Annotated in this window: 12 protein-coding genes; 8 read left to right on the top strand and 4 right to left on the bottom strand. The window is 70.8% G+C overall.

The genetic code is table 11. The annotated features are described in order from the left end of the window. The first annotated feature begins 34 nt into the window (after nucleotides 1-34). Nucleotides 35-232, top strand: coding sequence for a hypothetical protein (locus tag ABZY31_RS22405; RefSeq protein ID WP_356412978.1), 198 nt, complete (start codon nucleotides 35-37; stop codon nucleotides 230-232). A 136-nt stretch (nucleotides 233-368) separates the two neighbouring features. Here ABZY31_RS22405 and tuf read toward each other — a convergent pair whose 3' ends face one another. The 4 genes from tuf to rpsL form a co-directional block, all read right to left on the bottom strand. Further along, on the bottom strand, nucleotides 369-1,562 hold the full coding sequence (tuf, locus tag ABZY31_RS22400; protein WP_356412976.1) for an elongation factor Tu: 1,194 nt from the start codon (nucleotides 1,560-1,562) through the stop codon (nucleotides 369-371). A gap of 148 nt (nucleotides 1,563-1,710) precedes the next feature. Further along, on the bottom strand, nucleotides 1,711-3,840 hold the full coding sequence (fusA, locus tag ABZY31_RS22395) for an elongation factor G (protein WP_356412974.1): 2,130 nt from the start codon (nucleotides 3,838-3,840) through the stop codon (nucleotides 1,711-1,713). Between the two features lie 39 nt (nucleotides 3,841-3,879). Next, nucleotides 3,880-4,350 (bottom strand): 30S ribosomal protein S7, encoded by a 471-nt coding sequence (gene rpsG / locus ABZY31_RS22390; RefSeq protein WP_330332013.1) that lies wholly within the window; start codon nucleotides 4,348-4,350, stop codon nucleotides 3,880-3,882. A gap of 2 nt (nucleotides 4,351-4,352) precedes the next feature. After that, entirely contained in the window at nucleotides 4,353-4,724 is a 372-nt protein-coding gene (gene rpsL / locus ABZY31_RS22385) for a 30S ribosomal protein S12 (protein WP_007265893.1), read from the bottom strand. 365 nt (nucleotides 4,725-5,089) lie between these two features. Between rpsL and ABZY31_RS22380 the strand changes: the two genes are divergently transcribed. From ABZY31_RS22380 to ABZY31_RS22350, 7 genes are all read left to right on the top strand, one after another. Then, nucleotides 5,090-7,579, top strand: a complete 2,490-nt coding sequence (locus ABZY31_RS22380; protein ID WP_356412972.1) for a YfhO family protein — start codon at nucleotides 5,090-5,092, stop codon at nucleotides 7,577-7,579. A 100-nt stretch (nucleotides 7,580-7,679) separates the two neighbouring features. Beyond that, nucleotides 7,680-8,384 carry a Crp/Fnr family transcriptional regulator gene (locus ABZY31_RS22375; protein WP_356412970.1) on the top strand — a complete coding sequence of 235 codons (705 nt, stop codon included), beginning with the start codon at nucleotides 7,680-7,682 and terminating at the stop codon, nucleotides 8,382-8,384. Nucleotides 8,385-8,471: 87 nt separating this feature from the next. After that, complete coding sequence (locus ABZY31_RS22370; protein ID WP_356412969.1) at nucleotides 8,472-9,215, top strand: hypothetical protein; 744 nt, start codon at nucleotides 8,472-8,474, stop codon at nucleotides 9,213-9,215. After that, entirely contained in the window at nucleotides 9,212-11,251 is a 2,040-nt protein-coding gene (locus ABZY31_RS22365) for a hypothetical protein (RefSeq protein ID WP_356412968.1), read from the top strand. The genes ABZY31_RS22370 and ABZY31_RS22365 overlap by 4 nt, the downstream gene beginning before the upstream one ends. A 13-nt stretch (nucleotides 11,252-11,264) precedes the next feature. After that, nucleotides 11,265-12,257, top strand: coding sequence for a hypothetical protein (locus ABZY31_RS22360; RefSeq protein WP_356412966.1), 993 nt, complete (start codon nucleotides 11,265-11,267; stop codon nucleotides 12,255-12,257). Further along, nucleotides 12,254-12,751 carry a Pycsar system effector family protein gene (locus ABZY31_RS22355; RefSeq protein ID WP_356412965.1) on the top strand — a complete coding sequence of 166 codons (498 nt, stop codon included), beginning with the start codon at nucleotides 12,254-12,256 and terminating at the stop codon, nucleotides 12,749-12,751. Before ABZY31_RS22360 ends, ABZY31_RS22355 begins: the two co-directional genes overlap by 4 nt. Before the next feature lie 13 nt (nucleotides 12,752-12,764). Beyond that, a complete protein-coding gene (locus ABZY31_RS22350) occupies nucleotides 12,765-13,757 on the top strand; it encodes a M48 family metalloprotease (RefSeq protein ID WP_356412963.1) in 993 nt (330 codons plus the stop codon). The last annotated feature ends 17 nt before the right edge of the window (nucleotides 13,758-13,774 follow it).

The raw sequence follows: 13,774 nt of genomic DNA, 5'->3' as shown, positions 1-13,774 counted from the left end.
GTCCTGACCTCTCAGCATGAAAAGGACCCACACAATGCAGTCGATCTCCGCCAGAATCGCCCTGCTCATCGCCGGCGCGGCCGCGGCGCTGGCCCTCATTATCGGCCACTCCCCCATGGCCTCCAGCTCGGGTCAGGACGTGGCCGGGGACAACGGCTGGTCGGCCGCGACGGTGTCGGTCTCGGCCGCGGCGCCCGTGACGGACACGGCGCAGGACAACGGCTGGTCCTAGCCGGAACACACCGCCCCGGCAAGGCACCGGGGCGGGCGGTGGAAAACGCCGAGGGGCCCTTCCCCCGTCGCTCTCGCGACGGGGGAAGGGCCCCTCAGTGGTTGGCGCTCCGGAGAGCTGCCGGGTCAGATCAAGATCAGGCGTTGATCTTGGTGACCTGGCCGGCGCCGACGGTCCGGCCACCCTCGCGGATGGCGAACTTCAGGCCCTCTTCCATGGCGACCGGCTGGATCAGCGCGACGGTCATCTCGGTGTTGTCACCGGGCATGACCATCTCGGTGCCCTCGGGGAGGGTCACAACGCCCGTTACGTCCGTGGTGCGGAAGTAGAACTGCGGGCGGTAGTTGTTGAAGAACGGGGTGTGACGGCCACCCTCGTCCTTCGACAGGATGTAGGCCTGAGCCTCGAACTCCTTGTGCGGGGTGACCGAGCCGGGCTTGATGATGACCTGGCCGCGCTCGACGTCCTCGCGCTTGATGCCACGGAGGAGCAGACCGACGTTCTCGCCCGCCTGGCCCTCGTCGAGGAGCTTGCGGAACATCTCGATACCGGTGACCGTGGTGGTGGTCTTGGTCTCCTTGATGCCGATGATGTCGACGGTCTCGTTGACCTTCAGGACACCACGCTCGATGCGGCCGGTGACGACCGTACCGCGACCGGTGATCGTGAAGACGTCCTCGACCGGCATCAGGAACGGCATGTCGGTGTCACGCGGCGGCGTCGGGATGTGCTCGTCGACCGCAGCCATGAGACCGAGGAGCTTCTCGCCCCACTCCTTGTCGCCCTCGAGCGCCTTCAGAGCGGAGACCTGGACGACCGGAAGGTCGTCGCCCGGGAACTCGTACTCGGAGAGCAGCTCGCGGACCTCGAGCTCGACGAGCTCCAGGATCTCCTCGTCGTCCACCATGTCGGCCTTGTTCAGGGCGACGACGATGTAGGGGACGCCGACCTGGCGGGCCAGGAGCACGTGCTCCTTGGTCTGCGGCATCGGGCCGTCGGTGGCGGCGACCACGAGGATGGCACCGTCCATCTGCGCGGCACCGGTGATCATGTTCTTGATGTAGTCCGCGTGACCGGGGCAGTCGACGTGGGCGTAGTGACGCGCCTCGGTCTGGTACTCGACGTGCGCGATGGAGATGGTGATACCGCGCTGGCGCTCCTCAGGAGCCTTGTCGATCTGGTCGAAGGCCGAGGCCTCGTTCAGGTCCGGGTACGCGTCGTGCAGCACCTTGGTAATGGCGGCCGTGAGGGTCGTCTTACCGTGGTCAATGTGACCGATGGTGCCGATGTTGACGTGCGGCTTAGTCCGCTCGAACTTCGCCTTCGCCACGGGGTCCTCCTGGAGAGTGGTTCTGTACGCCTTACAGATTGGCGCCAGGTGATCTTTGCTGGAAAGCCGGTCCCTCCGGGGCAAGGGAGGGTTGCTCCTGTTGCCCCAGAGGCTCCGGTGACAAGCCTAAAGCGTGTACTCCGAAGAGTTATTCGCCCTTGGCCTTCGCGATGATCTCCTCAGCGACGTTCCGGGGAACCTCGGCGTAGGAGTCGAACTGCATCGAGTAGCTGGCGCGACCCGAGGTCTTGCTGCGGAGGTCTCCGACGTAGCCGAACATCTCCGAAAGGGGCACGAGGCCCTTCACGAGGCGAGCACCGTGACGCTCCTCCATGGCCTGGATCTGGCCACGGCGGGAGTTGATGTCACCGATGACATCGCCCATGGACTCCTCGGGCGTGGTGACCTCAACGGCCATCATCGGCTCGAGCAGTACCGGCGACGCCTTGCGCGCGGCCTCCTTGAAGGCCTGCGAACCGGCGATCTTGAAGGCGAGCTCCGAGGAGTCGACCTCGTGGTAGCCACCGTCGAGAAGAATGACGCGGACGCCCGTCATCTCGTAGCCCGCGAGGATGCCGAACTGCATGGCTTCCTGCGCACCCGCGTCGACCGAGGGGATGTACTCCCTCGGGATGCGGCCACCGGTGACCTTGTTCACGAACTCGTACGCGGGACCGTCGGCCTCGAGGATCGGCTCGATCGCGATCTGCACCTTGGCGAACTGACCGGTACCACCGGTCTGCTTCTTGTGGGTGTAGTCGTGACGCTCGACGGTCTTGCGGATCGTCTCGCGGTAAGCGACCTGCGGCTTGCCGACGTTGGCCTCGACCTTGAACTCGCGCTTCATACGGTCGACCAGCACCTCGAGGTGCAGCTCGCCCATACCGCCGAGGATGGTCTGGCCGGTCTCTTCGTCCGAGTGAACGTGGAAGGAGGGGTCCTCCTCCGCGAGAGACTGGATGGCGACACCCAGCTTCTCCTGGTCACCCTTGGACTTGGGCTCGATGGCGACCTGGATGACCGGAGCCGGGAAGTCCATGGACTCCAGGATCACGGGTGCCTTGTCGTCACACAGCGTCTCACCGGTGGTGGTCTGCTTCAGGCCCATGACGGCGACGATGTCACCGGCGCCCACCGACTCGATCTCCTCACGCTTGTTCGCGTGCATGCGGTAGATCTTGCCGATGCGCTCCTTCTTGCCCTTGACGGAGTTCAGCACCGCAGTGCCGGCCTCCAGGCGGCCCGAGTACACCCGGACGAAGGTGAGCTTGCCGAGGTGCGGGTCGCGCATGATCTTGAACGCGAGCGCCGCGAGGGGCTCGTCGTCAGACGGCTTGCGCTTCACGACGACCTCGGCGTCCTTGACGTCGTGGCCTTCGATGGCCTCGATGTCGAGGGGCGACGGGAGGTAGCGGACGACCGCGTCGAGCAGGGGCTGGACGCCCTTGTTCTTGAACGCCGTGCCACAGAACACCGCGGTGATCGTGGCGCCGCTGTCACCCTTGGAACCGATGATGATGCGACGCACGGCGGCGTGCAGCTGCTCGACCGAGGGCTCGACGCCCTCGAGGAACAGCTCCATGATCTGGTCGTCGTTCTCGGCGACCGTCTCGACCAGCTTGGCGTGCCACTCTTCAGCGGCTTCCTTGTGGGTGTCCGGGATGTCGACGATGTCGTACATCTCGCCCTTGGTCGCCTCGGCGGACCAGACGAACGCCTTCATGGTGACCAGGTCGACAACGCCCTGGAAGTCCATCTCGGCACCGATGGGGAGCTGCATGACGATCGGAACCGCACCGAGGCGGTCCTTGATCATCTCGACGCAGCGGTGGAACTCGGCGCCGGTGCGGTCCAGCTTGTTGACGAAGCAGATGCGCGGCACGCCGTAACGGTCGGCCTGACGCCACACCGTCTCGGACTGCGGCTCCACACCGGCGACACCGTCGAACACGGTGACGGCGCCGTCGAGGACGCGGAGCGAACGCTCCACCTCGACGGTGAAGTCGACGTGACCCGGGGTGTCGATGATGTTGATGGTGTGGTCGACGTCTTCGAGCGGCCAGTGGCAGGTCGTCGCGGCGGACGTGATCGTGATGCCGCGCTCCTGCTCCTGCTCCATCCAGTCCATCGTGGCAGCGCCGTCGTGGACTTCACCGATCTTGTAAGACACACCGGTGTAGAACAGGATGCGCTCGGTGGTGGTCGTCTTACCCGCGTCGATGTGAGCCATGATGCCGATGTTGCGCACCTTGGCCAGGTCAAGCGAAGTGGTAGCCATATCGGCTCAGTCTTCTCTCGGTCTCGATGTGGGTTGGGACTACCAGCGGTAGTGCGCGAAGGCCTTGTTGGACTCGGCCATCTTGTGCGTGTCCTCGCGCTTCTTGACAGCAGCGCCAAGACCGTTGGAGGCGTCCAGAAGCTCGTTCATCAGGCGCTCGGTCATCGTCTTCTCGCGGCGGGCGCGGGAGTAACCCACGAGCCAGCGCAGCGCGAGGGTCGACTGACGACCCGGCTTGACCTCGATCGGCACCTGGTAGGTGGCGCCACCGACACGGCGGGACTTGACCTCGAGGGACGGCTTGACGTTCTCGAGCGCGCGCTTCAGCGTGATGACCGGGTCGTTGCCGGTCTTCTCGCGGAGGCCTTCCATGGCGCCGTAAACGATGCGCTCGGCGGTGGAGCGCTTGCCGTTCAGGAGGATCTTGTTGATGAGCGACGTCACCAGGGGAGAACCGTAGACCGGGTCGATGATGACCGGGCGCTTCGGGGCGGGGCCCTTACGAGGCATTTCTACTTCTCCTTCTTGGCGCCGTAGCGGCTGCGGGCCTGCTTGCGGTTCTTGACAGCCTGGGTGTCAAGCGCACCGCGGATGATCTTGTAACGAACACCCGGCAGGTCCTTCACACGGCCACCACGCACGAGCACGATCGAGTGCTCCTGCAGGTTGTGTCCCTCACCCGGAATGTAGGCCGTGACCTCGATGCCGGAGGTCAGACGCACACGCGCGACCTTACGGAGCGCCGAGTTCGGCTTCTTCGGGGTGGTCGTGAACACACGCGTGCAGACGCCGCGACGCTGGGGCGAAGCCTCAAGCGCGGGGGTCTTTGTCTTCTCGACCTTGTCCTGCCGGCCCTTACGGACCAGCTGCTGGATCGTAGGCACTACTTCTCCGGTTTCTGTGTGCCGTTAGTGAAGCTAACCTGGAACATTTGCCGACCCACGCGGTCGGGTGTGTCGTACCCGCTCAGCCCCCGCTCAGCGCGGAGACCCTACGGATAACGGCGGCCAGTTTCGGCTCGCGTGCGGTTGATGGACACGCACGGGAGCCCAGGCACACCCCAGGCACAAGGTCTGAGCGTACCTACCGCATTCACTCCGGTCAAAACAAATGCCCCCGCCGGGTCCACCGCCCCCCGGGACGCGGGCCGCGGCCGCTTAAACTACCCGAAACCATCCATCGTACCGATCATGGAACAGCGCACACGAACAGTGCGCCGCCGAGCACCAGGAGCGAGACATTGGGCACCGTGGCATCCGAGCGGACAGCGGTCGGCGGCCCGCCCCCCGAGCCCGGCCGGCCCGCCCGCCGCCGCCTGCGGCCCGCCCTGCGCCGCCTGGCCGCGCCCCTGCTCGCCTTCGTCGTCACCACGGCCGCGTTCTGCTCGGCCTGGGCGCTGCGGGGCTCCTACCCCTTCGGCGACACCGGGCGCGCGCTGAACGACCAGGCCAACCAGTACGTCCCGTTCCACCGCGCCCTGTGGGACCTGGTGCACGGACAGGCCGCCGGGGACCTCCTCTTCACCTGGCGCGGCGGCTTCGGCCAGCAGTTCCTCTCCGACTACCACACCTACCTCGGCAACCCGGTGTCCTGGCTGACCGTGCTGGTCCCCCGGGCCCGCGTCGACCTCGCGGTGTTCCTGGTCACCCCGCTCACCATGGGGCTGGCGGCGGCCCTGATGGCCCTCTACCTCGGCAAGCTGGCCCGGGGCCCCTGGTGGCAGCGCGGGGTGCTGGGCGCCTGCTACGGCCTCTGCGGGTGGGCGCTCAGCGACGCCTCGTACATCCCGATGTGGCTGTGGGGCCTGGTGGCCCTGCCGATGCTCGGGATCGCGGTCGAGTGGTGCCTGGAGCAGCGCCGCTGGCCGGGCGTCGCCGTCCTCGTCGCGCTGGCCTGGTACGGCAACTTCTACACCGCGATGATGGCGACGATGGCGGCCTGCGTGCTGCTCGCCATCCGTCTCGGCACGCGGGACATGGAGTCCGGTGCGCGGCTGCGGGCCGTGGGGCGCGCGGCGAGCGCCGCGGCGGTGGGCATCATGCTCACCCTCCCCCTGCTGCTCCCGTCCTTCCTCTCCAGCGGCGCCGCGCAGCCCACCGACGTCTCCGCCTTCCACCCGCAGCGCATCGAGGTCTTCCTCACCGGCATGCTGCCCGCCACCCACCTGTGGGGCGGCCGGCCCCGGCTCTACATCGCCTCGCTCGGCCTGATCCTGGCCGGGTCCTTCCTGCTGAACACCGCGGTGGCCCGGCGCACCCGGCTGGTGTGGGGCGCCGCGACCGTGCTGGTGGCGGCCTCCTTCCAGTTCCCGCCGACCCAGTACGTGTGGCACGGCCTGGCGGTCCCGAACGGCAACCCGTACCGCGAGGCCTTCGTCTTCAGCGGCATGCTGGTGATGCTGGCCTGGCTGGCGCTGGCGCACCGGCCGCGCCCGCTGCACCTGGCGCTCAGCGCCGCCCTGCTGGTAGCGGCCGCCTTCGTGCTGCGCCACACCGACGACTTCGGCGGCGCCACCTGGGCCGCCGTCCTCGCCGGCGGCGGCGTCTCGCTGCTCGCCCTGCTCCTCCTCGGCCTCGGTCGTGGCGGGAACCGGCGTTGGCTGGTCCCCGTCGCGGCGGTCCTGATGGTCGGCGTCGTCCTCGCCGAGTCCACCCTCGCCGCGGTGAACGCCGACTCCCGCCGCGCCCGCGAGCGCTGGGCCACCCCGGCCGCCACCTCGAACGCGTCGATCGCCCGGCACGCCGAGGCCGTCCGCCAGGTGGACGGCTGGCCCGCCTACCGGACCGACTCGGGGGCGCCGCAGACCTCGTACAACGACGCGCTGGCCCTGCGGGCGGAAGGCCCGCAGTACTACAGCAGCTACCTCCCCGAGGCGACGTACCGCGCGCTCGAACCGCTCGGCTACGGCTACAAGAACGACGGCCGGACCATCTTCGGCGCCGACAACCCGGTCCTCGACGCCATCTTCTCGATCGGCGCACGGGTCCGTCCGGGGGACGCCGCGAACACCTGGACGGCCGAGCGCTTCCCGGCCCCGCCCCTGGTCACCCTGCGCAGCGCCCCCTACACCTCGCCGAACCCGGCCGACAGCGTGTACGCCCACCAGGAGAACGTCCTCGGCGCCACCGTCTACGAGGTCCCCGTAACCACCCGGACGGGGACGGACACCGCACAGACGTACGCCGCCCGGTGCACCCCCGGCTCCGAACTGTTCTGGTACTCCCCCGCCCTCTACGGCACGGTCGTCCACGAGGGCACCCGGCGCCCCATCGAGGACCGCGTCACCGGCGTCATGAAGCTCGGCCCGGTCCCCGCCTCCGGCCGCGTCGAGGTCACCGTCGAGACCCGCACCGACGCCCGCGCCCCGCAGTCCCCGGTCGGCTGCCTGGACCGCGCCAAGCTGACGGCGGCGGTCTCCCACCTCACCGCCACGGGGGCCACGAAGGTCACCACCGGCGGCCACTCCATCGAAGCCACCCTCCCCCGCGGCGCCTCGGGCACCGCCGTCCTCGCCATGACCGACGTCCCCGGCTGGCAGTGCACGGCGGGCTCCCGCACCACCGCGCCGACCTCCTTCCACGGCCTGGTCTCCCTCCCGGTCACCCCGGACACCACCGCGCTCTCCTGCTCCTTCACCCCCCGCGGCCTCACCCCGGGCCTCACCGCCGGCGCCCTCGCCCTCCTGGCCCTCACGTCGGTCACCGTGACCGGCCTGCGCCGGCGCCGCACATCCGGCTGATCTCGGCGTTCCGGGACCGCCCGCACCCGGTGTTCAGTACATTGACCGCCCTGATCACCGGGACGGGGGGCGACAGCGGATGACCGGGCAAGCGCATGTCATGAGCGGGGACGGCGGGCTCGACGACCGGGTCCCCTTCCTCGCACGGCTGGAGGACGCCGACGGCGCCGCGTTACGGGCCCTGGGGCACGAGGTGACCTACCCCGCCCGCGCGACCCTGCTCCACCAGGACGAGCCCACGGCCCACGTGCTGCTCGTGCTGCGCGGCTGGACCAAGGTCACCGCCGCGCACGCCAACGGCTACCAGGCCCTGCTGGCCCTGCGCGGCCCCGGGGACATCATCGGCGAATCCGCCGCCCTCACCCGGCGTCCCCGGTCCGCGACCGTCACCGCGCTCGAACGCGTCCATGCAGTGGTCATCGAGCACGAGACCTTCCGCGCCTACCTCGGCCGCAGCCAGGAGGCCTTCTTCCAGCTCGCCGCCCTCGTGTCCGACCGGAGCCGGGCCGCGGACCGGCGCGCCCTGGAGTTCGCCTCCCTGAGCGTGCGCGAACGGCTCGCCGTGCTGCTGCTGGACTTGGCCCAGATCCACGGCAGGCGTACCGACGAAGGCGTGGAGGTGGCCGTTCCGCTGACGAAGCAGGAGCTGGCGGGCGCCGTCAGCGCCTCCCGGGAGATGGTGCAGCGCGCGCTGAAGGACCTCCGTGACCGCGGCGTGGTCAGCACCGGCCGCCGGGCGCTGGTGATCGTACGACCCGATGTGCTGCGCCGGATCGCCCGGTCCCAGCCGCCGTCCGCGGGCTGACCCGTCGGCCCTTCAGTGCACACGGTCACACTCGGGGAGGGTCATACGACCTCACGCCGCGGCTCGCCGCTGCCGCACGCTCCTCCCATGACGACGACCCCGCACCCCGCGCATCCCCTGCCGTACTCGATCCTCCTGATCGACACCGAACGTTTCAGCGACCGCGACGACGTCCAGCAGACCTACCTGCGCCGCATGCTCTACGGCATCGTCGACCGCACGCTGCTGGCCGCGGGGGTCGACCAGACCCTGCGGCGGCGCGCCGACCGCGGCGACGCGATCACCGAGCTGATCGACTCCTCGGTTCCCCTCACGACGCTGCTCAGCACCCTGCTCACCACGGTGCCCGCCGAACTCCGCTCGGTGAACCGGCTGGCCGCGGACTCGGCCCAGATCCGTCTGCGCGCCGTCCTGGCCACGGGCTTCGTCCTCATCGATGAGCACGGTGAAGGGGTCGGCAGCGACCTCAACCAGGCCTACCGCCTGCTGGACGGGGACCCGCTGCGGGCCGCGCTGCGGGAGAGCACGGACGACTACGCGCTCTGCGTCTCCGAACCGGTGTACGCGGGCATCGTGCGCCACAACCACACCGGAATCCCGGCGGACCGGTTCCACCGGGTCGCCATGGAGAGCAAGAACGGCCCGCTGTCGGCGTGGCTCCACGGAGCGCCGACGACGTCCTCCGCGCCCGCCGCCCCCGCTGAGCCGACGGCGCCCGCGACCGCCCCGACTTCAGGGGCCGGGCTCGACTTCCGGGGCACCAACCACGGCGTGGTCGCGCACCAGATCCAGGGCGGCGTCACCTTCGGGAACCCCGGAGACCGGCGGTGAGCGCCGAACCCGAACCACCCGAAGCACCCAAGGAACCGGACGCACCGGCGGAGCCGGAGCAGGCGCAGCAGGAACAGACCCAGCAGGCATGGGACTCCCGCCGCGACCTGAACGACCACGCCCCGCCCTCGATGCGCTTCGACGGCGTGAACCACGGCGTCGCCGCGCACGACATCAGCGGCGGCGTACACCTCCACCACTACGGGAGCTACGGCTCGACCCCCACATCGGGGACGATCCCCCAGGAGACCCTGGACCGGCTGGCCGACGGCTTCGTCACGGAGGGGACCGGCTTCGACGCCCTGGTGGAGCGGCTGCGCGACGAGCACGTCCTGGTCCTGAGCGGTGATCCGCACACCGGTCGGCGCACCGCGGCCCTGATGCTGCTGCGCGCACTGGGCGTCGCACCGGTGAAATCCGTGGATCGCGACACGAAGCCGGAAAGCATGACGCCCGAGGAGCACTGCGGGCATGTGCAGTTCAACGTGGAGCCCACGCGCGCGGATCCACTGCGCGAGGCTCAGTTGCTCGCAGCCCGGGACTGTCTGCGCCGCAAGAACTCCTACCTGGTCATCACGACGGGGCACAGCCCCTACATCGAGGACACGGTCCGTCCCGCCCTCTGGGAGCCGCCGCCGGCACGGGCCGTACTGACGGCCCTGCTGCACCGGCGGGTAGGCGCCGGCACCGCCGACCGGTTACTGGGCCTCGGCGCCGTCACCTCGTTCCTCTCCCGGCAGCACCAGTTGCGCGAAGTGGCGGGATACGCCGAGGCCCTTGTCCGGGCCGACCCGGTCGAGATCGACGAGTACTCGCAGCGCGCGCTGGAGCGGCAGGTCCAGGAGTGGTTCGAGGAGTCCGAGGACACGATGGCCCTGCGGGAGCAGGCCTTCCTCATCGCCCTCGCCGCCTTCGACAACGGCCCGTATCCCCTGACCGCCGAACTCAGCGACAAGCTGTACGAGAAGCTGCGCCGGACAGGAGACCCGGAACACGGTCAGCGCATACCCGTGTTCGGCACCCACATCGCCAAACGCCTCCAGACCGCCCGCGCGCGGATCGACCGCAGGAAGGTGGAAACCGAGTGGGGTGAAGTGTTCCAGCTCAACGCCTCCTTCAAGGACGACAGGACCGCCCGGGTCCTGCTGAACCAGGTGTGGACCGGCCACCCGGCCGCCCGCCCCGCACTGACCGGATGGCTCGACGACCTGTCCGTCGATGGTCGTCCCTTCGTCCGCACCCGGGCCGCCGCCACCGTGGCGGTCCTGGCGCTCACCGACCTCCCGTCCGCGATGGCGCTCGTCATCGAACGCTGGGCCGACTCGGCGAAGCCCCGGCAGCAGCTCACGGCCGTCAGCGCCCTCACCCTCGCCCACCGGATCGACGCTCCCAACATCCCGCGGATCATCGACGGCTGGAGCGCTGACAGCGCCGCGCCGAAACGCTGCTGGGTCGCCGTCCGCGCCCACGGGCTGATCGGCCCGGAACGGCCGGTGGACACCCTCAGGGCCCTGCGGGCCCAGGCCCGCCGGCAAGCCGAGCTGGACAAGCCCGACCAGCGGATCAGCGAAGAACTGCCCCACTCCGTCGCCCTGCTGCTCCTCTCCCCGGCGGAGGACACCGTCCTCGCCGAGCTGTGCCGCACCCTCGGCGACCACCCCTCCACTCGCGCCCTCGCCCTGGACGGGTTCCTCGACGCCTGCTCCCGCACCGACGACCCCCGCTGCCCGCCCGTACTGGCCTGGTACGGGCGCGGCACGGCGTCCGCCGACGGGATCGCCCTCCTCCTGCGCACCGCTCTCGGCGACCACGACCGCGACCGCGGCCGCCGTGCGGAGGAAATCCTGCACGGCTGGGTACGGGCCGCCGACACGGATCCCGGCACGGAACGCGTCCTGGCCTCCCTGCTGCCCGCCCTCGTGACCGACAGCCGCGAGGCCGCCCGGCTCGACCACCTCCTCGCCACCGTCCCGGGCCTCGACGGCCGCCCCCCGCCCGCGGCGGCCGCCCGCCTGCGCGCGCTCACCCCCGCCTGAGAGGAGACCGACCATGGACAACCCCCTGCTCCGCGCCCCCGACTGGGACCAGCACGCGGACCGGCACACCCCGCTCGTCGATCCGGTGATCACCGTGCGCCAACTGGGCCGCTACGGTCTCGCCCGGACCGTCCCGACCCGCATCGATCACGCCCTGGTCTGTTCCACGGCGCGCGGTACCTACGACGCGTACCTGCCCCCGGACCGGCCGCGCCGGATCCGGCGCCGGTACACGGCCGTCTACGAAGTGGACATGGGCGTCCACCCCGTCGAGGCGCTGATTCCGCTCCCCAGCAGCGACGACGCCCACGAGTTCGACGCCACCGTGCAGCTCGACTGGCGGGTCACCGACCCGGTCCTTTACGTGCGCAGCGGCCACCGCCACGTCCCCCGCCTGCTGCTCGGCACCTTGGAGCGAGCGGCTCGCCCGGTCGCGCGCCGCTTCCCGATCGCCGAGAGCGCCGAGGCCGAGGCGGAAGTGCTGTCCGCCCTGGGGCACGCCCGGCTCGGCGCGGACGAAGGGCTGGGCGTGCGCTGGACCGTACGCATCCGCAGGGACGCGGACAACATCGCGCAGGCCCGGCACCTCCAGGGCATCGAGCACGCCACGGCCGCGGACGTGCTGACGCAGCAGGGGCAGCTGGAGGTCCAGGAGTACGAGGCCAAGCGCATCGCCTTCTACCGCGAGTACCTGGCCCGCGGTGGGGTCGACGCCTGGGCCCTGCACCTGGCTCGGCACCCGGACGACGCCAAGGAGGCCATGACCCACCTCACCCAGGACCACCGGGACGAGATCAATGCGCAGCTGCAGCTGGTGAAGGCGGTCCTGGACAAGGGCGGGGCGGAGCCCTTCGAGCTGGAGGCGATCAGGCGCCTCTCGATCACTGCCGCCCACGGCATCCTCGGCCAGTTCATCCTGGGCGAATCATCCCCGTCCGGGCCGCCCCCATCGGCCTCATCCGCCGGTGCACCGTCCAGGGCAAACGAATCGGACGCCCCCCGGTGAGCGGCGACGGGAACGAGGCCGCCGCCCGGCTGCTGGCCGACCTCCGGGTCGAGATCGCCCGGGCCGACAGCAAGGCGTCCCTGCTGGTCGGAGCGCTCGGAATGACCGCCGGGGTGCTCAGCGCCCAGCTCGCCGGACGGCACTGGCAGCCCGGCCTGCTGTCCGCGCCGGGCCGGGTCGTGTGGTGGGCGGGGGCGGTCGCGCTCGCGGCGTCGCTGCCCGCGCTGCTGCTGGCCGTACTGCCCCGCTCGCTCAGCACCGAATGGCGGGCCGGGGTGCCCCTCTCCTACTTCGGGGACGTCCGCTCCGCGGACCGGCAGGGCCGGCTCGCCGAAGCCCTCGCCGCCACCGACGACGACCCCGCCGCCGCGCTCCGCGCGGCCCTCGCCGCGAACAGCCGGATCGCCGTCCGTAAGCACCAGTGGATCCGGACCGGGCTGCTCGCCTTCTGCGCGGGCGCGCTCCTGCTGCCCACGGCCCTCCTCATCGGCTGACCGGAGACCTCCCATGGACCCGCTGTCCGACCCCGCGCCGGACCACCGACCGGCCGACGACCTCGCCTACCGCCACGCTCCCGGCACCCGGGTCACCTACCGGGCCCGCCAGCGCGGCCTCGACGGCACCACCTGGCTGCGGCTCGCGCTGCACCTGCCCGGCTTCCTGCTCGGTCTCGCGCTCGTGGGGGCCGCGGCCCTCGCCCTGGAGGCCTGGCTCGGACCGCCCGCCTGGGCCACGGTCGGGCTCTGGGCGGGCTCCGGCGCGCTCGTCTTCCACCGGCCCACCGAAGAGCGCATCGCCCGGCACCTGCTGCGGCTGCACCGGCCGCTCCCCCATGAACTGGCCGTGCTCACCCCGGTGTGGCGCGAGGTCACCGCCCGCGCCGGCGTCGACGGCGGCCGCTACCAGCTGTGGATCGAGGACAGCGACGACCTCAACGCGTTCGCCGCCGCCGGGCACATCGTGGGGGTCACCCGGCATGCGCTGGAGCGGCTGCCCCGCTCCCAGCTGGCCGCCGTACTCGCCCACGAGCTGGGCCACCACACCGGCGGCCACGCGTGGGCCGGGCTGCTCGGGCAGTGGTACGGGCTCCCCGCGCGGGCCTGCCGACAGGCGCTGGCCCGCGTGCGGGTCCGGGCCGCCCGCGCCCTCTCCCCCACCGCCACCCTCGTGGTCCTCGCGCTCGGCGGTTATCTGGCGTACCGCACCCTGGCCGCGACCTACGGGCTGCCGCTGCTCCTGCTCGCCCTCCCCTGGCTGGCGGCGGCGGTCGGGCGCCGGGCCGAGCTGCGCGCCGACGCGCACGCCGCGGGCCTCGGCTTCGCGCCGATGCTGGCCGCCCTGCTGCGCCGGTCGCTGGACGAGGAAGCAAGCGGCGGCCCGGAGGCAACCCGGCTCCTGTCCCGCCTCCTGTCGAGCCACCCCGACCACCGGACCCGGCTCCACCACCTCCAGCCGTACCTGGACCGCACAACGCCGCAGGGCGGTCACCCTCTCGGGTGACCGCCCTGCGGTTACTG

Source organism: Streptomyces sp. NPDC006529, from assembly GCF_040611795.1.
GTDB lineage: Bacteria > Actinomycetota > Actinomycetes > Streptomycetales > Streptomycetaceae > Streptomyces.
Note: the sequence above shows the minus strand (reverse complement) of the source record. Positions and strands in the feature narration are given on the sequence as shown.